General features: G+C 39.5%; 24 protein-coding genes and 1 other annotated feature. Of the genes, 1 reads left to right on the forward strand and 23 read right to left on the reverse strand.

The features are described from left to right. Nucleotides 1-3: 3 nt before the first annotated feature. From P3R27_RS07470 to rplU, 19 genes are all read right to left on the reverse strand, one after another. A complete protein-coding gene (locus P3R27_RS07470) occupies nucleotides 4-453 on the reverse strand; it encodes an arginine repressor (protein ID WP_301356543.1) in 450 nt (149 codons plus the stop codon). Between the two features lie 99 nt (nucleotides 454-552). After that, nucleotides 553-1374: a TlyA family RNA methyltransferase gene (locus tag P3R27_RS07475; protein WP_034689869.1), complete on the reverse strand. Its 822-nt coding sequence runs from the start codon at nucleotides 1372-1374 to the stop codon at nucleotides 553-555. Between the two features lie 8 nt (nucleotides 1375-1382). Beyond that, nucleotides 1383-2270: a polyprenyl synthetase family protein gene (locus P3R27_RS07480; RefSeq protein WP_034689871.1), complete on the reverse strand. Its 888-nt coding sequence runs from the start codon at nucleotides 2268-2270 to the stop codon at nucleotides 1383-1385. Then, nucleotides 2267-2494 carry an exodeoxyribonuclease VII small subunit gene (locus P3R27_RS07485; protein ID WP_034689874.1) on the reverse strand — a complete coding sequence of 76 codons (228 nt, stop codon included), beginning with the start codon at nucleotides 2492-2494 and terminating at the stop codon, nucleotides 2267-2269. Before P3R27_RS07485 ends, P3R27_RS07480 begins: the two co-directional genes overlap by 4 nt. A 1-nt stretch (nucleotide 2495) precedes the next feature. Further along, nucleotides 2496-3836: an exodeoxyribonuclease VII large subunit gene (gene xseA, locus P3R27_RS07490; protein WP_301356544.1), complete on the reverse strand. Its 1341-nt coding sequence runs from the start codon at nucleotides 3834-3836 to the stop codon at nucleotides 2496-2498. Beyond that, the gene (locus P3R27_RS07495) at nucleotides 3833-4687 is read right to left on the reverse strand and encodes a bifunctional methylenetetrahydrofolate dehydrogenase/methenyltetrahydrofolate cyclohydrolase (protein ID WP_034689878.1); all 855 of its coding nucleotides are present in this window, start codon (nucleotides 4685-4687) and stop codon (nucleotides 3833-3835) included. Before P3R27_RS07495 ends, xseA begins: the two co-directional genes overlap by 4 nt. A gap of 94 nt (nucleotides 4688-4781) precedes the next feature. Next, entirely contained in the window at nucleotides 4782-5231 is a 450-nt protein-coding gene (nusB, locus tag P3R27_RS07500; protein WP_010736001.1) for a transcription antitermination factor NusB, read from the reverse strand. Next, entirely contained in the window at nucleotides 5224-5649 is a 426-nt protein-coding gene (locus P3R27_RS07505) for an Asp23/Gls24 family envelope stress response protein (protein WP_301356548.1), read from the reverse strand. The genes nusB and P3R27_RS07505 overlap by 8 nt, the downstream gene beginning before the upstream one ends. 213 nt (nucleotides 5650-5862) lie before the next feature. Further along, the gene (locus P3R27_RS07510; protein WP_126133981.1) at nucleotides 5863-6927 is read right to left on the reverse strand and encodes a M24 family metallopeptidase; all 1065 of its coding nucleotides are present in this window, start codon (nucleotides 6925-6927) and stop codon (nucleotides 5863-5865) included. 151 nt (nucleotides 6928-7078) lie between these two features. Then, entirely contained in the window at nucleotides 7079-7324 is a 246-nt protein-coding gene (locus P3R27_RS07515) for a GlsB/YeaQ/YmgE family stress response membrane protein (protein WP_010736004.1), read from the reverse strand. A gap of 77 nt (nucleotides 7325-7401) precedes the next feature. Further along, nucleotides 7402-7776: a DUF956 family protein gene (locus tag P3R27_RS07520; RefSeq protein ID WP_034689882.1), complete on the reverse strand. Its 375-nt coding sequence runs from the start codon at nucleotides 7774-7776 to the stop codon at nucleotides 7402-7404. 310 nt (nucleotides 7777-8086) lie between these two features. Continuing rightward, the gene (locus P3R27_RS07525) at nucleotides 8087-9001 is read right to left on the reverse strand and encodes a PTS system mannose/fructose/sorbose family transporter subunit IID (protein WP_019724014.1); all 915 of its coding nucleotides are present in this window, start codon (nucleotides 8999-9001) and stop codon (nucleotides 8087-8089) included. Between the two features lie 16 nt (nucleotides 9002-9017). After that, nucleotides 9018-9824, reverse strand: coding sequence for a PTS mannose/fructose/sorbose transporter subunit IIC (locus P3R27_RS07530; RefSeq protein ID WP_034689884.1), 807 nt, complete (start codon nucleotides 9822-9824; stop codon nucleotides 9018-9020). A 32-nt stretch (nucleotides 9825-9856) separates the two neighbouring features. After that, nucleotides 9857-10828: a mannose/fructose/sorbose PTS transporter subunit IIA gene (locus P3R27_RS07535; protein WP_010736008.1), complete on the reverse strand. Its 972-nt coding sequence runs from the start codon at nucleotides 10826-10828 to the stop codon at nucleotides 9857-9859. Nucleotides 10829-10928: 100 nt separating this feature from the next. Further along, on the reverse strand, nucleotides 10929-11420 hold the full coding sequence (locus P3R27_RS07540; RefSeq protein ID WP_034689886.1) for a mannose/fructose/sorbose PTS transporter subunit IIB: 492 nt from the start codon (nucleotides 11418-11420) through the stop codon (nucleotides 10929-10931). Between the two features lie 163 nt (nucleotides 11421-11583). Continuing rightward, nucleotides 11584-14439, reverse strand: a complete 2856-nt coding sequence (locus P3R27_RS07545; RefSeq protein WP_301356554.1) for a sigma-54-dependent transcriptional regulator — start codon at nucleotides 14437-14439, stop codon at nucleotides 11584-11586. A gap of 380 nt (nucleotides 14440-14819) precedes the next feature. Beyond that, complete coding sequence (gene rpmA / locus P3R27_RS07550) at nucleotides 14820-15113, reverse strand: 50S ribosomal protein L27 (RefSeq protein WP_010736011.1); 294 nt, start codon at nucleotides 15111-15113, stop codon at nucleotides 14820-14822. A gap of 12 nt (nucleotides 15114-15125) precedes the next feature. Beyond that, nucleotides 15126-15470, reverse strand: coding sequence for a ribosomal-processing cysteine protease Prp (locus tag P3R27_RS07555; RefSeq protein WP_010736012.1), 345 nt, complete (start codon nucleotides 15468-15470; stop codon nucleotides 15126-15128). A gap of 28 nt (nucleotides 15471-15498) precedes the next feature. Further along, on the reverse strand, nucleotides 15499-15807 hold the full coding sequence (gene rplU / locus P3R27_RS07560; protein ID WP_019723824.1) for a 50S ribosomal protein L21: 309 nt from the start codon (nucleotides 15805-15807) through the stop codon (nucleotides 15499-15501). 20 nt (nucleotides 15808-15827) lie between these two features. Next, nucleotides 15828-15907 (reverse strand) — a sequence feature (ribosomal protein L21 leader region). Between the two features lie 127 nt (nucleotides 15908-16034). On the opposite strand from rplU, the gene P3R27_RS07565 reads away from it, so the two are divergent. Beyond that, the gene (locus P3R27_RS07565; protein ID WP_034690686.1) at nucleotides 16035-16679 is read left to right on the forward strand and encodes a uracil-DNA glycosylase; all 645 of its coding nucleotides are present in this window, start codon (nucleotides 16035-16037) and stop codon (nucleotides 16677-16679) included. 74 nt (nucleotides 16680-16753) lie between these two features. Here the strand turns inward: P3R27_RS07565 and P3R27_RS07570 are convergent, their stop codons facing one another. The 4 genes from P3R27_RS07570 to P3R27_RS07585 all read right to left on the reverse strand — a co-directional run bounded on the left by P3R27_RS07570 (nucleotide 16754) and on the right by P3R27_RS07585 (nucleotide 20154). After that, a complete protein-coding gene (locus P3R27_RS07570) occupies nucleotides 16754-17128 on the reverse strand; it encodes a MerR family transcriptional regulator (protein WP_010736015.1) in 375 nt (124 codons plus the stop codon). Nucleotides 17129-17211: 83 nt separating this feature from the next. Beyond that, nucleotides 17212-18846, reverse strand: coding sequence for a SulP family inorganic anion transporter (locus P3R27_RS07575; RefSeq protein WP_034690683.1), 1635 nt, complete (start codon nucleotides 18844-18846; stop codon nucleotides 17212-17214). A gap of 123 nt (nucleotides 18847-18969) precedes the next feature. Further along, nucleotides 18970-19329, reverse strand: coding sequence for a DUF1304 domain-containing protein (locus P3R27_RS07580; RefSeq protein ID WP_034690682.1), 360 nt, complete (start codon nucleotides 19327-19329; stop codon nucleotides 18970-18972). A 219-nt stretch (nucleotides 19330-19548) separates the two neighbouring features. Continuing rightward, the gene (locus P3R27_RS07585; protein WP_034690680.1) at nucleotides 19549-20154 is read right to left on the reverse strand and encodes a GNAT family N-acetyltransferase; all 606 of its coding nucleotides are present in this window, start codon (nucleotides 20152-20154) and stop codon (nucleotides 19549-19551) included. Nucleotides 20155-20222 lie beyond the last annotated feature (68 nt).

Below are 20222 nucleotides of genomic sequence, written 5' to 3' on the forward strand. Positions count from 1 at the left end.
AGATTAAAGGTAATGCAGAAAATCTTTCTTTAATTGAACAGCATCTTCTTCCAATCGTGTGATCATCAACACATTGTCATCATCGTTGATGATCGAGAATAATTCTTTTTTGTAACGTTTATCGATTAAATTTGCAGCTGCAGAAGCATTGCCTGGCAAAGTCTTTAAAATAACAAATTTTTCCATCTGGTCAACTGTTACAAATGCGTCTTTCAATAGTTTTTCTAGCTTTGTGCTCACATCTTCACTTGTTTCAGCAGGCAGGCTATAACGATAGCCACCATCAACTGCGGGAACTTTGATCAACTTAAGCTCTTTGATATCTCTTGAGATCGTTGCTTGTGTAACAGAAATCCCTTTATTTTTTAATATTTCAACAAATTCTTCTTGTTTACGTATATCTTGTTCATTTAGTAATCGAGTAATCAAACGATGTCGATCTTTTTTTCTCATGCTCAATCCGCTCCTTCACCAATCCTTCTTCTTTCAATGATAGCTTATTTTAAGCGCTTAATAAAGAAGAACTCATAGTCTTTTTTGTCAATTTCTAGACTACCGCTTATGCGTGAATTGTTCATGAGCCATTTCAACGATGTGAGCTGGATCAACGTTCGCATAGATCGTTCCTTTATCTGATACTTTTTTTAAGTGCGCTAAAAATTCAATATTTCCCTCTCCACCTGTAATAGGAGAGTAACTTAGATCTAATACATCAAACCCTTGCTCTGTGGCAAACGTCAAAATTTGTTCGATGACTTGTTGATGGGTTGTTGCTTCTCGAACGATTCCATTTTTACCGACTGCTTCTCTACCTGCTTCAAATTGTGGTTTGATCAATGCAATTACTTCACCCTCTGGCTTCAAAATTGCATGTAATGGCGGTAGTATCAGCTTCAAAGAGATGAATGATACATCAATGACAGCGACTTCTGGTTCACCTTGAGCAAAGTCTTCAGGTTTTGCATAACGAAAGTTAACACGTTCCATCACGACCACTTTTGGATCTTGTCTGATTTTCCATGCTAACTGATTGTAGCCTACATCTAAGGCATAGCTCATTTTTGCTCCATTTTGCAAGGCAGCATCGGTAAAGCCTCCTGTGGATGCCCCAATATCAAGCAATACTTTATCTTTGACTGTTAGATCAAATTGTTTTAATGCTTTTTCTAGTTTCAATCCACCACGAGAAACATACGGTAATTTTTTCCCTTTGATTTTTAATTCACTACTAACGGGGATTTTTTCTCCTGGTTTATCAAAACGTTCATTTTTTTCATTATAGATCAATCCTGCCATCACGGAACGTTTCGCTTGTTCCCTTGTTTCAAATAGCCCTTGTTTGACGGCTAATACATCTACTCGTTCTTTTTCCATCCTCTTCCTCACTTCTCATCAAATCGTTTGACCAACTGACGAAGAATCTCTCCATCAAATGAACAAACTTCTTGTTCTAACTCGGCAATGATCCTATGGGCGGAATGGATTTCTCGTTGCAACGCAGCTCTTGTTTGCTCGACCCCTAATAAGCGTGGATACGTATTTTTATCCGCTTGTTCATCCTTGCCAGCTGTTTTTCCTAATGCTTCTGTCGTACTAGTCACATCCAATAAATCATCACGGATCTGAAAAGCTAATCCCAGATGAGCGGCAATTTGTTGTAATTGTACCAAAACTTCTTCTGGTTGTTCTGCTAAAATCCCACCTGCCAGCAAAGCATAACGTATCAAACGCCCAGTCTTTCGTTCATGGATCAATGCTAGTTCTTCTAGCGTCAAATCTTTCGTTTCCCCTTGGATATCTGCCGCTTGTCCTGCAACCATGCCTTGTGTCCCAGCACTAACAGCCAATTGTTGCAATAATAACAATTTTGGTGAGTTCGCTAAGTGGGTCATGCTGATCAACTGGAAGGCACCCGTCAATAATCCATCCCCTGCTAAAATTGCGATTGCTTCCCCATAAACTTTATGGTTGGTTGGTTTTCCTCGACGCAAGTCATCGTTATCCATTGCTGGAAGATCATCATGGATCAATGAATACGTATGGATCATCTCTAATGCTGCTGCTACTTGATAAGCAGAAGCATCGATCTTGGCATCAAAGGAAGCCACGGTTGCTAATAAAGCAAGTGGACGGATTCTCTTTCCTCCTGCATGGATCGAATAGATCATGCTTTCTTTCAAGCGTTCATCCGAAGTATATTCCGTAATGAAAGAAACCATTTCTTCTTCTACCAAAGGAAGGTGAGTCGCAGAAAATTCGGTTAGTTTCATTGTGTCCCCTCTTTCTCGTCAAAAGTGATCTCTTCATTCGTCTCAGTCATCATTTTTGTAAGGGTTTCTTCTGCTTTAGAAAGAGTATCTTGACATTGCTTACTTAATTCCATTCCTCTTTTGAACGCATCTAACGCTGATTCTAAAGGAACGTCTCCTTGCTCTAATTGTATGACGATTTTTTCTAATTCTTGCAATGATTCTTCAAATGTTGGATTTGCCATCTTATTCTGTCTCCTTTTTGATCTGTTCCACTTTGCCTTTGACCTGTCCATCTGCATAATGAATGACTAACTCATCACCGACTTGGATCTCATCGACACTTTTTGCCACCTGATCATGTAACGTGGTGTAGCTATACCCTCTACCCATGATTTTTAAAGGACTAAGTAAATCAAGTGACTGAACCGTCTGTTGAAACTTTTGTTGCTGTTGCTGCATATATTGGTACATTTTTTCTTCTAGTCGTTTTTCTAAGTAGCTTGTTTCTTGCTTGGCTGATTTCACTCGATAAATTGGTGCAACTTGTTGCAACTGATGACTTAAGGTCATGGTTTGTTTTTCTTTTGCATAGTAGATTTGTTGCGTTGCTTGATACAAGCGTTGCCGCAATTGATCTAGTTTGATTGTTTGTCCCTCGTAGAGACGTTCAGGTTGGCGAAAGACATAGGATTGTCTTGAGCGGGCAAACCGCTCTTGTTTTCGTTGGATTTGGCGTAAAAACCCTTGCTCTAATCGGGCTTGTCTTTCCTTGATCCGCATCAACTCTTCCGATAATACTGGAACAGCCAACTCAGCTGCTGCCGTCGGTGTCGCTGCTCGAACATCAGCCACTAAGTCAGCAATCGTCGTATCTGTCTCATGACCGACAGAAGAGATACTCGGTGTTTTTGCTAGATAAATCGCACGAGCCACCCGTTCTTCATTGAAGGGCCAAAGATCCTCGATCGACCCACCACCACGTCCGATGATCATTGTATCGAAATTTCCTAACGCTTCAACGCGTTGGATATTGCGGACGACATCATCTGCTGCTTGGTTTCCTTGCACAACAGTTGGAAACAAAACAAGTTGCGCGATTGGGTACCGGCGTTTGATCGTCGTGATAATATCACGAATGACCGCACCACTAGGACTTGTTAAAACGGCGATGCGTTTTGGAAATCTCGGCAATGCCTTTTTAGGTCCAGCAAATAGCCCTTCTTTCATCAATTTCTCTTTTCGTTCTTCTAACTCTTGATACAACGCACCAACACCATCAGGCTCCATGTATTCAACGTAAATTTGATAAGAACCGCTGGCTTCATAAAGGGATATCCGACCGATCACCAACACTTTCATGCCCTCTTTTGGTTGAAAACGTAACTTTTGGAAAGCACCTTTGAACATGATTGCAGAGATTTTTGCGTGATCATCTTTTAAACTGAAATATTGATGCGCATTCGCTCGCATACGGAAATTCGAGATTTCGCCAGTTAGATAAACTCTTTCCAGATATGGGTCTGCTTCAAATTTTCGTTTCAAATATTTAGTTAAGGTGGTAACTGTTAAATATTCTTGCGTCATAACTCTCCTCGCTCTGCTTCAGCTGATTGGACCGTTTGTGCCATCAACATCGTGATCGTCATTGGACCTACTCCTTTAGGGACAGGCGTGATATAGCTTGTAAGAGGAGCGACTTCATCGAATTTGACATCGCCGATCAGTTTTCCATTTTCATCCCGATTCATCCCCACATCGACAACTACCGCACCTGGTTTAACGAAGTCTTTTGTTACAAAATGACCACGCCCGATAGCTACTACGAGTATATCTGCTTCACGAGTTAACGCTGGAAGGTCTTTCGTTTTTGAATGAGCAATGGTGACCGTCGCATCAGCCATCAACAAAAGTTGCGCCATTGGTTTACCGACAATATTACTGCGACCGATCACTACTGCACGCTTACCAGCCAAATCAATATCATATGCCTCAAACATCTTCATGATCCCAAAAGGCGTACAAGGGATCTTATCAGGATTCCCTGCAAATAAACGTCCTAGATTCAAAGGATGGAACCCATCTACATCTTTTTTAGGATCGATTGCTAATAACACTTTCTCTTCATCAATATGTTTTGGTAAAGGCAATTGCACAAGGATCCCATGGAAGCTTGGATCATTGTTATATTTTTCAATTTCATTTAGAAGCTCATCTTCGGAGATCTTTTGACTATAACGCTCGACTTTTGAATAAATACCTAATTGATTCGCAACTCGTTCTTTGTTACGAACATAGACCTGACTTGCTGGATTTTCTCCAACTAATAAAACAACTAATCCGGGATTGATCTGTCGTTCGTTAAGCTCTTTTACTTTCAACGCAAGTTCTGCTTGCATTTTTTCTGCTAATTCTTTTCCATTCATCAATTCTGACATACGATCACTCCCAGATATTTTTGCTTTCATTCTACCATATAAACCACTTATAACATAACCAGATTTACTAACTATCATAGAAAAAAGCTAGGACTTACGCCCCAGCTTCTAATTCTTTTAACACATTCGATAACATACCATTTACAAACTTACGTGAACGGTCGTCACTGAATGTTTTAGCTAACTCGATTGCTTCATTCAATGCAACAGTTGCAGGCACGTCATCCACGTACATCATTTCGAAAATCGCGATTCTTAAAATAATCAGATCCATTTTGGAAATGCGGTTGATCCGCCAATTATTTTTTAAATGCTTTTCGATGATCGTGTCTAACGATGCTTTTTTTGCACAGACGCCACCAACTAGTGTGTCTAGATATACTGGAACAAATTCTGATTGCTCTTCATTGATCATCTCTTGATGGTCCAACTCGATCGCATTGAAAATCGCATCTTCTTTTGTCAGATCAGTGTTAAAATCTAATGGGAACAATGCCTGTAATGCCATCTCGCGGATCTCGTGTCTTGATAACTCTTTATTCATTTTCTTCCTCTTCGTCCTCAAAAAGTTCATCGATTGCTGGTTGTTCCAATTTTCCTGGTACAACTGCTACGACATGGATATTGACTTCAGCTAATGCAATGTCGGTCATGAAAAGCACTTCTTGGTGAACACGATCCTGCATTTCCATCGCTACTTTTGGTACTGATACGCCATATTCTAAATAACAATATAAGTCAACTTTCAAACCTTCTTCGTCATTGACTAAATATACACCTTTACCATGCGCTGCGCGACCTAGCAATTCTGTGACATTGCTAGCAAAAGTCCCACGCATTCCGTAGACCCCTTCGACTTTAGAAGCTGCAATACCGATAATGACTTCGATCACTTCTGGTGCAATCACGATTTCTCCTAAATCTTGATTAGCATGTAAGACTAAGTTTTTTTCGTCTGCCATTTTTATTTATTCCTCCTTTTGCCTACATACATCTTTCACTTCAAAAAGCGAAGTCATGTACCTAGGAAAACTGTCGCCTGTAAATCAGTCATGCGTGAAAAAACGCGCCGTTTACAATCGCTTGATTTCTCTTATAGTGTATCATTAAATGAGCCCATTTTCTATAACAAAGTCTGAGTTTTGACATTTACATTTATTGAAAAATGCTGATTATCACAAAATAATCAATTCTTTTGGTGAGTGAGTCAATACCCGGTTTCCTTCAGCAGTGATCAATAAGTCATCTTCGATCCGGACGCCACCGATTCCTGGTAAGTAGATTCCTGGTTCATCTGTAATGACATTGCCCACAACAAATGGTTTCTCTGCTCGCGCAGATACATTAGGACCTTCATGGATCTCTAAGCCGATACCATGGCCAGTGGAGTGGCCAAATGCTTCCCCATAGCCGTATTTGCTGATGTAGTCTCTTGCTACTGCATCAAGTTGGATACCTGTCACTCCAGGTTTTGCTGCTTCTAGAACTGCCAATTGGGCATCTAAAACGATTTGATAGATTTCTTTCAGTTGTTCTCCAGGATCGCCGATTGCAAACGTACGTGTCATGTCAGAAACGTATCCTTCATAGTAGCAACCAAAATCGATCGTGATCAAATCACCTTGTTCAATGATCTTTTGGCTAGCCACTCCGTGTGGCATTGCTGAACGAACACCACTTGCCACGATGGTTTCAAAAGACACACCTGATGCACCTAGTGAACGCATATAGAAATCTAATTGATTCGCGACCTCGATCTCTGTCATCCCTGGTTGGATCATTTTAAGGATATGATCATAAGCCATATCAGCGATGCTACAAGCTTTTTCAATGATCACTAATTCATCTTCATCTTTTACTTCCCGTAATTCTTCGATCATGTCAGAAACTGGGATCAACTCTGCATCCAGTAATTCTTCCAATACTGAATACTCTAAAAATGAAACTGTACGTTCTTCAAATGCTAGATTCTTCAATCCTTCTTTTCGAGTCAAATCAGCGACTTCCTCAAAAATTGGTGCGACATTTTTGAGGATCTCAAAACCTTGCGCTTGCGCAGCTGCTTGTTCTGTATAACGGAAGTCCGTAATAAAGAAGGCTTTCTCTAATGTGATGACCGCTAACCCAGTCGTTCCTGTAAAATTAGTCAAATAGCGGAGATTGTAAGGACTTGTCACCAAAAATGAATCTAGATTCGCTTCTCGCATTTTTTTGCGTAACTTTTCTACTCGTAACATCATGTGTAAATTCCTTCTTTCTTTGCACTCTTTTTATCATTATAGCAAACTTTCTTTTTTAAAGGCATAGGAAAGATAAATTCCTTCAATAGAAACGAACAAAGCGTTTTGGCTTGAGCTTTCCCTCAAGTCAAAACGCTTTAGACTTTCATTTCTAAGATCTTTTACCAAAGAAAAATGAGACAACTGCAACTAAGATCACTGCCCCTAAAATAGATGGAATAAGTGCCATACCAGCAGCGCTTGGTCCCCAGTTGCCAAAAATCGCTTGACCGATCGTTGAACCAATCAAACCAGCAATAATATTTGTGATGCATCCCATTGAATTTCCTTTACTTGTGATTGCTCCAGCAATCGCTCCAATGATTGCACCAACAATCAATGTCCATAACCAACTCATCGTATAACCTCCCTCTTTACTCTTTAATTTTATCATAAGAAATAAATAGCAGGCAAACGATGAGGGCTAGCTACAAATCATTTACGCTTGAAAATACCGATCACGCCTCGCTTGACAACGTCGATCAAACTTAAAGAGCGAACCATGTGACTTGGGTCAACATACTTACGGACTGCGCGCAAAACTTCCTTGGGATGTTTTGCAGAAAATGAATAGGTTCCGTTTTTCTTTGTGCGAATCGCAAAACGTGGAATCCATTTTCCTTTGAACATCACCGAGGCAATCACGACATCTACCTCTTCCCATGGGATCTGGACGAATTTCCGTGCATCACGATCATTGTAAAATTCAAAACCATTGTCACCAATCATGATCTTCCCATATTCTGCCACACCTAGATAAGATGTCGCATTCATCGTTAAGTCAACTTTTGTATTTAGGGATTGTACCATTTCAAGCACTCCATTTCTAATCAATCTAAAGTTACAGTACTCAGAAGTATTACTGTTTCAATGATTTGGCCATTCGTTCAGCTTAGCCATACTTTTAATTTCACGTTTTTTACTTCTATATCAAAGACATCTTATCATAAATAGTATGCCTTTTCGAGCATAGATACTATCTCTAATAAACAGTTTTCCACAATCATCCACCATTCGATCGGAAGAAAGCTGAAGTAAAGTCTCGTCGCATTCTAAGAAAAAAGCTGCAACAAAAATCAATGATTGATTTCTGTCACAGCTTGTCTTTTATTGACTTAGATTACATTAATCCGATTAAGTGGAAAACAATACCCACTACGAATAATCCAAGAATGATAACGATTGGTGAAACTTTTTTCTTCAATAACCACATACAGAACAATGTTAGTAACAATGCAGCTAATCCAGGGATCAAGCTGTCTAAGTTGTCTTGTAATGTTGTTACTTTGTAGTCAGATAGAGAAAGGCCAGCTGCTTGTTGTTCCAACGCACTCTTGATACCTTCTGCACCTGCAGGTAAACTACTCCAATCAATGTAAGCACCTTCGTCAAGTTTAACGCTTGATACTACTGGCGCAAAGCCGATTGATACCCAACGGTTAACTAATGAACCTAAGATGAACATACCTAAGATCGAAGCACCTTTAGTGATGTCTTGCAACAAACCACCAGATAAATCTTCTGTGATTTTAGAACCTGCTTTATAGCCGAATTCTTGTGTATACCACATAAATGCCATACGGATGATATTCCAAGCGACGAAATAAATGATTGGGCCTAAGATATTTCCAGCCATCGCTAGAGAAGCAGCTAGCGCTCCAAGGATTGGTCTTACTGTAAACCAGAAGACTGGATCACCGATACCAGCTAGAGGTCCCATCATACCAACCTTAACCCCTTGAATCGCAACATCATCAACAGGTGCGCCATTTGCACGTTCTTCTTCCAGTGCAAGAGTTACCCCTAGAATTGGTGAAGCAACATATGGATGAGTGTTGAAGAACTCTAAATGACGAGTCAACGCAGCCGCACGGTCTTCTTTTGTTTTATATAATTTTTTGATCGCTGGGATCATTGAGAATGCCCAACCACCATTTTGCATACGTTCGTAGTTCCATGATCCTTGAAGGAAAGTCGAACGCAACCAAACAGAAATACGATCTTTTTTAGATAATTGAATTCTTTCTTCTGCCATTTCGTGAACGCCTCCTTTAATAGTTATCGATGATATCGCCTAGTGGGTCACCAGTATTTGAGCTTCCGCCGTTACCTGAACCACCTTGTTTAGAAAGTGCCAAGTAAATAAGAGCTAAAGCAACACCGATTGCGCCTAGACCGATAAGAGTGATTTCTGATACAGTTGCCAATACAAAACCGATTGCAAAGAATGGCCATACTTCTTTTGTAGCCATCATGTTGATAACCATTGCGTAACCTACGGCAACGACCATTCCACCACCGATAGCTAAACCGTCTGTCAACCAAACAGGCATAGATTCAAGTAAGCTTCTTACTGGACCTTCACCAATAGCTAAGATCAAACCAGCAGGGATTGCAATACGAACACCTTGCATACAGATAGCAACAACATGCCATAATTCAACTTTTCTAAAGTTACCATCTTTTGCAGCAGCATCCATCAAATGAACAAACGCTGTCGCAATCGTACGACAAATGATTGTTAATAATAAACCAGCAACAGCAAGTGGCACAGCAATCGCGATTGCTGAAGAAACGCCGGCTGAACCTTGACCACCTAAAACTAAAATAATTGCAGATGCAACAGATGCTAATGCAGCATCGGGAGCGACAGCGGCACCGATATTTGCCCAACCTAAAGCGATCATTTGTAATGTACCACCTAAGATAAGACAAGGAACTAGATTTCCAGTTACTAAGCCGATCAACGTACATGCAACAACTGGTTGATGGAATTGAAATTCATCAAGAATTCCTTCCATACCAGCTAAAAATGCAACGATGATGACTAAGATCACTTGAATAATATTTAAATCCATGATAGTAATCCTCCATTTTTTCTGATAATTAATTAAGCACGATTTTTTAGTTCTTCTTGCGCTTTTTTCAAAATTTCATCCATGTTTCCTTTAGAGTCATTCGGTACTTTACGTACATCGAATTTCACGCCAGATTCTTTCAATTTATTGAATGAATCAATATCGTCTTGACTGAAAGCAAGTACTTTGTTCGGTTGTACTTTACCTGGAGAATGTGCCATTGATCCGACGTTCACTGTTTCTAATGGTACGCCACCTTCAACTGCACGCACGACATCTTGAGGATTTTCAAACAATAGCAATGCGCGTTGACCGCCAAAGTGTTGATCATCTTTTGCAAGTTTGATCATTTGTTCAACTGGTACAACGTGTGCTTTTACACCAGGAGGTGCAGCTTGTTGGATCAATTTTTTACGTAACTCATCTTTTGCTACAGCATCAGATACAACGATGATCCGTGTTGGATTTGTTGTTTTTGTCCAAGCAGTTGCTACTTGTCCATGCAACAAACGTGAATCAATACGTGCTAAAACATAAGTAAACTTACCAGGTGTTCCTGAAGGCGCAGCTTCTTGTGCCGCAGCTTTTGTTTCTACTACTGGTTCTAATTCTTCCGGTTTGACTTTCACGCCTTCTTTTGCTGTTTCAATGATATGAGCAGCAATTTCATGTGCTGATTCCATTGAAAAACGTGAAGCATATGCTTCGATCAGCATAGGCAAGTTCAAACCACTTACGATTGCCCACTTATCTTTGTGTTCTTCAAATAATGTGTTTGATTGATTGAACGGTGTTCCGCCCCATAAATCAACTAAGAATAAGACTTCGTCTTGGTTATCGAAGGAAGCGACTGCTTCTTCTAATTTGGCTCTCAAGTCATCTGGACCTTCACTCGGTTGTAAAACAACAGCTTTGACGTTTTCTTGTTCGCCAAAGATCATTGAACCCGATTGTAAGATTCCTTCAGCAAATTGCCCATGACTTGCTAGGATAATCCCTACCATATTTATACCTCCTACTTCTTTTTGTTGTAACAAAATCAAAAATAAAAATAAGTGCTTACCTTTTACAACAGATACATTTGACCGTTACGCAACAACAATTTTATGCTTTCTTGGCTTTGGTCAGTAATTCCATTAAAAAGATTTTCCGATCAGCGGGCACCTTCCGAATCTCCAACTCCACACCTTGACCATCCAAAAAATGAAAGGCTTCGATATCTCGTTGATCGACGGACACAAAATTTGTGATCATGGTCTTTCCTTCAGAAAAACTCATTCCCCCGATATTTAGAGAATCAATTCGGATACCACTTCGGACAATTTTCTCAACGTCTTTAGGATTAGTAAATAAAAGCATCACTTTCGTTCGCGCTAAGAGTCCACTCTCAAAGATCTGGATCATCTTTTCAACAGTGATGACATTTGCCATAATCCCTGGTGGAGCAGCTTCTTTTAAAAGAAACTTCCTTAACTTGTCTTTCGCTACTACGTCACTTATGACGATGATACGTTCAACGCCAGTCAATTTAGACCAGGCAGTTGCAACTTGCCCATGGATCAAACGATCGTCTATACGTGCTAATCGAATATCCATTCGTAAATCTCCTTTTTATTAAATCACTACTCAAAACATCTCCCCACTTCTGTCGGAAGCATTTCCGTTAAGCACACTTTAATAAAAGCAAGAAACGTGCCAACTTTTAAAAGATACACTGCTTGATTTAATGGTTTCTTATACAATACACAAAAAAGATACACTAAAATAGTGTATCTTTTTTGTGTATATCTTCATTAGTGTATTCTTTTTTCTCTAAATGGTTAGTGATCATTTTCAATAGATAATACACTTCTTCTAACGGAAACTTGACTTTGATCTTTCCTTCTAACTCATTTAGTGGCTCAACAATTTTAACATAGAGCGGATCGTTTTTAATCGAACGATTATCTTGATTTTCTACAGAGAGCGGTTCATTTAAGATGACACGCTCAATCATGCCCGCCGCATGTAGAACAAGGTTGATCATAAATCCGTATTCTTTTACATCAATGCTTGCTGAATCCATTAACCCATCTGCAAATTTCCAAAGAGGATCGATTAACTTTTCTCCATTGATAAATGTAAAATTATCTGCGATAAATGACACACATGTACTTTTGGCTGTTTCTTCATTTAATAAAACATCTTCGGTTTTATCTAACTCTGACTCTAACAGTAATTGATCTAAAATCACCTCAATGTTTTGATCAATAAATCTTTCCAATGGAATGAATGGTGCATCGATATGCGGGTCCGTGATCCCAGTCGTCGCAATGATTTGATAATTTTTTTGGATCTTTGGTAGTTTAGTTTTCAAATCAACGATGGACAAAGCAATTACTTCCAATTGAGCTTCTTGCCTTTTACTGACTGCACGCTCGATCAACGATTTGATTCTTTGTGCTGTTCCCTCTCCTGAGGCACAGATGGCCACTACGGTCTTTCGTTGTTTGTCGTCCGCTTCCGCAACATTTCCACTTGAGACTTCAGCATACCCTCGGAAATTCTTCAAAGATTCATAAAGCAAGTCAAGATCTGTTCCCAGCACCGACACTTTACGTACTGTTTCTAAAACTAAAGAAGTCGTGACCATATCGACTGTTCGAACAGGGATACCCGTATCTTGCTGTATCTGAGCATTGAAGGACGCAAGTGAACCCATATCCACCAGAAGAATCGTTCCACTCCCCTCATCTACTTCTTGCACACTACGCTCAATCCGACTTAAAGCAGTTTTCGGGTCCATGTCTAGTGGCATATCAACCGCCCGGACGTTATCCGCATCTAGCAACTGTTGAACCACTTGCACCATACTGCTTGCGGTACTATTGCCATGTGCAGCCACAACGACCCCGATCCGACCACTTGCTTGATTAGCTCGTAATGAAACAAGTAATACAGTCAAATAGTAATCTTCACTTTCTGGGATCTCCACTTGGAAGTACATTTCGATATGTTTCCGTACTTCTTTCGCCAGTGCGTATTCCTCAGGAAAATCAATAGCCATTTCTCGGATATTGTCATTTGTATGCCGCTCTTCTCCTAAATGGATTCGTTTCAGAAAAGAGCTGATATGCAGACTCATCGCATAAATAAAATTTTGTTGAAACTCATATGGTAAAGATTGCTTCACCATGAGATAAATCTGATTCGTTACTTCAATAATTTTAGAGTCAACAAATTCCGCCAACTTATTATCTGCATTAAATGAAAAACCGTGATCTTTATAGAATGACTTTAAATGGATATTGATATCTGTTGAGATAAAATGATTGATTGCTTCTTGATCCAAGCCATCTGACTTGAGCAAAGCAGCTTTATCACCAATAATGTCGTAAAGATTATAAGGCAACTCATAGGAGTCTGCCTGTAACTGCATCACATCATCGTTCGGAAAAACGGTGATTTTAGGATCAAGTATCTTGGATAACTCTGCCATTTCTTTTCGATTACTTGCTAGTTGGATCAAACCACTACGAATCCCTTCAGTTAAATCATCGATCGTGATCGATATTTCAGGTTTGTTCATGTGGTTTAGAAATCCTCGCGCACATACCAATTGGATATTCGACTTCAACTGTCCAATGTTTCCATAAGTAACACTGCCTATTAGCGCTTTCACAACATCTTCTGTCAAAGAAATTTTTCTTTGCGTACGATTCGCTTCATGAGCGATCATGATTTTGACTAAATCGATTTTTTCATTCGCTGGACGTCGATCAAAAGCAGGCAACTTGATATTGATCGGGATACGGCGTACAAATGTCTCAAGTAATGCCGAACCTGGATCTTCAGTCGTTGCACCGACGATCCGAACATTCGCTTCATGAGATTTCGTTGTTTCGCCCAATCGGCTATAGGTACCATGGTCCATAAAATAAAAAATCATTTCTTGTCCTTCAGGTGGGAGTCGATGAATTTCATCCAAGAAAAGCATCCCGCCGTCCGCTTGATCAATGATTCCCATTTTTTCTTCTTCCGCACCTGTAAACGCACCTTTGACATACCCGAAAAGATGACTCATCAGTAATTCAGGGTTATTAGCATAGTCGGCACAGTTAAAGACGATCAACTCTGTGTCTTCTTCCACCACATGATTGGTTTTAGCAAAATGAAACATCGCATGAGCGAAATAAGTCTTTCCAGAACCAGTCGGTCCAGTGATCAAACAGTTCAACCCTCTGGGAGGATACAAAATGGCAGCTTTTGCTTGTTCCACTGAGTTTTTCATACTACCATTGGCGCCAATGATTTTGGCAAAAATATCTTTCGTATCTACTTGAAGACTCGGTTTTTTTACGTGAGTCAATTCTTCTTTATAACTAGGTACATATTTGGCTAATGGTTTCTCAATGGTCGGTCTTTCTTGATAGACATACCGAACTGGACGGCCATCCGTTTTCTTTAGTTTTCCTTCACGTACTAATTTGTTGAGATCTTTACTACTATTGGTACGTTGAATACCCAAAACTTCCGCGATCTCTTGAGTCGTTACACCTTGATCGTTTTCATCTATAGATAAATGAGCGGTCTTTTCTTTGACATACGTATAAATTCGGTCAATTCGTTTTGCCAATATTTTCGCCCCTCTTCTCTTGTCCTTAAAACCTAATACTATTGATTTAATCACTATTCGTCAACTATTTATATCAAAAAGAAAATAAGACACGCTCAAAACAAAAAAAGAACATTTGTTGTTTATTTATTAAGCAATTGAGACAAGTCTAAACGTGTACTATTTTTTCAGATAACAGAAAACGATTATCTCTTTTTTACTTTGCACGATACCTTTTTGCAGTTAGAACTAGCGAAAATAGTAAACCAACTATTTTTACAGCCAATCATTCTCCCAATGCAAAAAAAGCCTGACTCTGTTTGAGCCGGAAATCATTATTGATTCAGAAAGAATGAAAAAACTCTATCCCTCGCTAGGCAAGGAATAGAGCCAACTGTTCATTAAGCTTCTTGAGCTACTGGATAAACAGACACTTGTTTTTTGTCGCGGCCTTTACGTTCAAAACGAACAACACCGTCAACTTTAGCAAATAAAGTGTCATCTCCACCAATACCTACGTTCACACCTGGATAAATTTTTGTTCCGCGTTGGCGGTAAAGAATTGATCCACCTGTAACTGTTTGTCCGTCAGCACGTTTTGCACCTAGACGTTTTGATTCTGAGTCACGGCCGTTAGATGTAGAACCGCCACCTTTTTTGTGGGCGAATAATTGTAGATTCATTGTTAATAACATGGTCTGCACCTCCTATTTATCATTAATTGTTTTTGTTTGGATATATTCTGGGTTTTCAGCTTCGATCGATTGTAAACCTAATAGGAGATTCTCCAATAAGATTTCTGCAATATTGTTTTGCTCTTGTGTCAATCGTGAAATTACTTCAACGTACAAATAGCCGCCTTCTTCTTCATTCATGTCAACAATCGGTTCAAAACCAGCTAATGATGAAATCCCATTGACAGTGCTGATCGCTAAGGCAGAAACACCTGCACAAACGATATCACTTCCGTAAGGACCGGCATCAGCATGCCCAGTCAAAGTAAATGAAACGATTTGACCAGCGTCATTTCGTTTAAATGTCCCTTTGATCATTGTTTAGGCCTTCTTTCTCAAACGCAGATTAAGCGTTGATCGCGTCGATAACCACTTTTGTGTATGGTTGACGGTGACCTTGTTTACGGTGTGAGTGTTTTTTAGGTTTGTATTTGAAAGTAACGACTTTCTTTTGTTTGCCGTGTTTTTCAACTGTACCTTCAACTGTTGCACCAGAAACGGTTGGAGCGCCTACTTTCGTAGTTTCGCCACCTACTAAAATAACTTCGTCAAATACAACCTTTTCGCCTGCTTCAACGTCAAGTTTTTCGATGTAGATTGTTTGTCCAACTTCAACTTTTACTTGTTTACCACCTGTTTTAATAATTGCGTACATGCTTTAAAGCACCTCCTTATTTTCATACTTAGACTCGCCATCCAGAGTGACAGGGTGTCCTGTACTTCATCAAACTCATTCTGTGCGGTTGTAGCTGTGGAGACCACAATTACAACATTACTAGAATAACAAATCATACTATAATAGTCAACAACTTTTTTATTTTGCCAATCATTCGTCAATTGAACGATTTCTTTCTATAATGGACAAGAATAGGAGTTGATATTATGGATTACCCAAAACATTTGATGGACGAAGCAACTCGGCGTATTCAAGGACACCGTGTGGAAGGATTTGTCGCCGGGCAAGGTCCTATCCGACCCAAATTGATGTTAGTTGGCGAAGCCCCTGGTAAAACAGAGATTGAGAATCACATTCCATTTAGCGGCCAAGCTGGCAAAGAGTTGATGAACGCACTAAAATCAGTAGGTTTATCTCGAGATGAAGTGTATATTACTAGCGCTGTCAGAAGCCGTCCTTATCGAATCGTCCAACGCATTAATGGACGGACAAAAAAATCAGAGACCATTTATCCGAATCGAACGCCCAGTAAAACGGAAATTTTTGCTCATGCACCAATCTTAGATTACGAACTACAACATGTACAGCCCTTTTTGATTGCCACGCTAGGCAATATTGGGCTACAACGTTTATTAGGTAACGGCTACACGATTTCAAAAAATCATGGAAAACTGTATACCGGACCAGTCTTAGAGTTGAATCCACAGCATGATGCTTATCAATTTTCTACTAAACAGTATCGTATTCTTCCACTCTTCCACCCGGCGGCCATTTTTTATAATCGAACACTGACAGAAATGATTTTAGAAGATTGGCAAAAACTTGGAAAAATACTTGCTGAAAAAAAGTAAAGGCAACAAAAGAACCAACCAGTCTCACAAATCATGATTGATTGATTGGTTGGTTCTTGGTTTTAGCGACTAAATCAAGCTAAGATTGGATCTCCTTTGACCAAATCTTGATTATAACGCGCGATTTTCTTTTGGAGACGTTCCTGACAAGCTTGCATCTCTGCAATTTTTTTTGCCAATTGTTCACTTTCTTCCATAAGAAGATCCCTACGAGCAAGGATTGTTTCATCCCCAGCGCTATATAAACGAATATATTCAGTCAAAGATTCAATCGATAAACCCGCACTACGCATACATAAGGTAAAATCGACCCAACGTAAATCTTCTTCAGTATAGTCTCGGATACCTCCGTTTGTTCGGTTCACCGGTGGGATCAAACCGATCCGTTCATAGTAGCGTAACGTATCCGCAGAGATTCCTTTTTCTTCACTCACTTGTTTGATGTTCATCCATTCCTACCTCCCGAACGTCTATACACTTATTTTACCTTAGAACAGGCGGCAGCCACAAATTTTTTTAGCGAACCCACTGACTATATTTCACTGTCTAACATATATTGTTTGTGTAAAGAGGTCAGCGCATGAGCCACCGTAAGATGTTGTTCTGTCTTTTGTTTTTCCCAAAGATGTTGCAATTGCTTTTCCACTTCTGGTTGTAACGAGGTGTAAATAATCGTTTGTTCTTTTATAGCAGCTTTTTCTTGAAATTCTTCAAATAAACTTTGCGCCGTCAAATCAATACTTGGCACCCCGCGCATTGAAAAAATGATTCCTTCTTTATCTGCTAATTCTGTTAATGTCGCTTTCAATCGTTCAGCGGACATGAAGAATAAAGGACCACTGATATAAACAACTGCCCAATTATCCAACTTTTTCGTTTCCGGTAAGCTCATTCGCTGCCAATCGATTTCCTCCACTGAGATCGTGATGGCTGCACTCTTAACAATAAAAAAGACACACCCACTAATAATTCCTATAACGATTGCAATACTTAGATCAAAAATCACTGTACACCCCATCGTCAAGAAAAACAGAAGAAGCGCTGACCAGTATCTTTTAGCAAATAGTTCTCTGATCGTTTCCCATTCATTCATACGCCAAGCAGTGACGATCAATACACCTGCTAATGCTGGCATCGGAATGTTCGACATGATTGGTGCAAAAATAAGCATGGATAGAAACAATACGATTGCATGGATCATTCCAGCTACTCTGGTTTGAGCACCGGATTTGATTGCGACACTCGTTCGAGCAATCGCTGCTGTAGCTGGAATCCCACCAAAAAATGGTAACAGTAGATTACCAATTCCTTGTGCGACCAACTCCTGATTACTATCTAACTGACGATTCGCCATTCGGCCTGCCGAAGCACCACACAACAAACTTTCGATCATACCTAACAGTGCAATGCTGATTGCTGGTACGATCACTGTTTGGATCGCTGACAAACTAAAATCACCAAGTACCAAACGGTTACTACTGATCAACGTTTGGGGAATTTCCCCTACGGTCGCAATTGGCCAATCAACGATCATCATCAACGCAGTTGTGAGGACGATTGCCAATAATGAGCTTGGTATCTTTTGCCCCCATTTTTTAGGATAGACCAACATCCCAATAATGACCAAACTTCCCATTAAAATCGTTGGCAAAGAAATTTCAAAGCCTAAATTTTGATAACTAGCCAATTTTTCCATCACATTGGCCCCTTCTGAATGAACACCGAATAAATTATCGATCTGACCTAAAGCAATAATGATCGCAATACCAGAGGTAAACCCTGTGATGACAGGTGCAGGGATAAATGAAGTCAGCGTTCCTAATCGTAAGACACCCGCAGCAAATAAAAGAACTCCAGCCAAAAAAGTAGCCAATAAGACACCTTGCATCCCTTGTTTTGCGGCAATCGACATCAAGATTGCTGCCATCGCACCAGTAGGACCAGAAATCTGATAGAACCCACCAGATAAACCACCAATGACTAGACCAGCAATTACAGCAGTGATCAGACCAGCAGCTGCGTCTGCACCACTTGAAACACCGAAAGCTAAAGCGAGTGGTAAAGCAACCGCCGCGACTGTAATACCTGCCAATAAGTCTTTTTGTAATACTGAAAGATTATAACCAGAAAATTCTTTTTTCAATAAACCAATATAATTCTTTAACAACACTACTACCCCATTTTCATAAAAAATTGATAAAATGCACGTTATAGGATAGCATATTTTGTTGACTAAAGTAAGTTTTCTCACAAACTTTCATAATTTTTTCAGCTATTTTTCTTTTATATCCTAAAAGAATAACGTAATGAGTGCAATTGCTGCTAACCCACCTTGTTTGACGATGATCAAGCGATCACTAGTAAAGCTACCATAAGCCGCCACCAGCAAAATATAGATCAATAATAGCCCCGTGATTTCTTTTGGTGCATTTGAAAAATAAGCGCCGTACACCAATGCCACACCAAGTAACCCATTATAGATCCCCTGATTCTTAAACAAAGTCTGTACGGACTGCCGTCTTAATTCTTCCTTCGGCATGTTGAATACTCGACTAGTTGTTGCAGATTCCGTCGCAAAGGTTTCAATATACATGATATAAAGAAATTCCAAGGCAACAAGTGTAACTAAAATTTGAGATAATAATGTCATCTGTTTTCTTCCTTTCTAAATCAGTAATAGAGTGCATTTTTCTAGTTAGAACACCGTGACTACATCAACTAAAAAAATCTCCATTTTGATTATAAAGGAACTTTTGTTTTTTTTCTTCAACTTCTACTTATAACTCATAGTTGCTAAAAGAAAAATAAACGCCGACTCACCAATGAGTCAACGTTAAGAATAGCATAGCCGCTAGCGTCATTTATTCAATCAGAGGATTGCACTTAGTAAAAAACAAGTCAGCGAATCTTCTCCCCCAAAATCAACTGGTCGGCGTCCAAAAATATCGAATCCTTTTTTCAAATAAAATTGATAGTTACAATTAGAATCTGTATAGAGATACACTCGTTTATTTTTATAGCTTTTCTTGATTTCTTCTAACAGGCGAGAGCCGATCCTTTTACCTTTCAAAGCTGGATCGACGGCAAAATAAGTCACTTCGCCTTCTGGGCGATTCGTTGCAAACTCCTGGTACATTTCTTGATTTGCTCGATCATAAGCTCCTATCGCACCTTGATATCCGGTCAAGCCAATCAGTTTTTCTGCTACAGTAACAAACAAGCGTCTTCCCCATGAAACAGATACTTTTGGTTCCCCATCAAAGCGAGCAAAAAGAAAGCCGACAAATTGACCGTCTAGATATGCACCTAATGTGACTGTTGATTTTATCAACAATGATGACAATGCATACTGGCGATAGAGATAAAGTACGATAGGATTTTCTGTATAGCTGGAGTAATTCATTCCTTGCGCTGCAAATTCACTTGCTTTGTTTAAGTCTTTTCTATCAATTGAACGAATCGTTAATTTTTCCATATTCATCTACTCCTTTTGAAACAAAACTTTCTTTCTTTACGTAACTTTATTATAATTACTTAAAAAGT

The organism is Enterococcus spodopteracolus (assembly GCF_030441955.1).
In the GTDB taxonomy this organism is placed as follows: domain Bacteria; phylum Bacillota; class Bacilli; order Lactobacillales; family Enterococcaceae; genus Enterococcus_B; species Enterococcus_B spodopteracolus.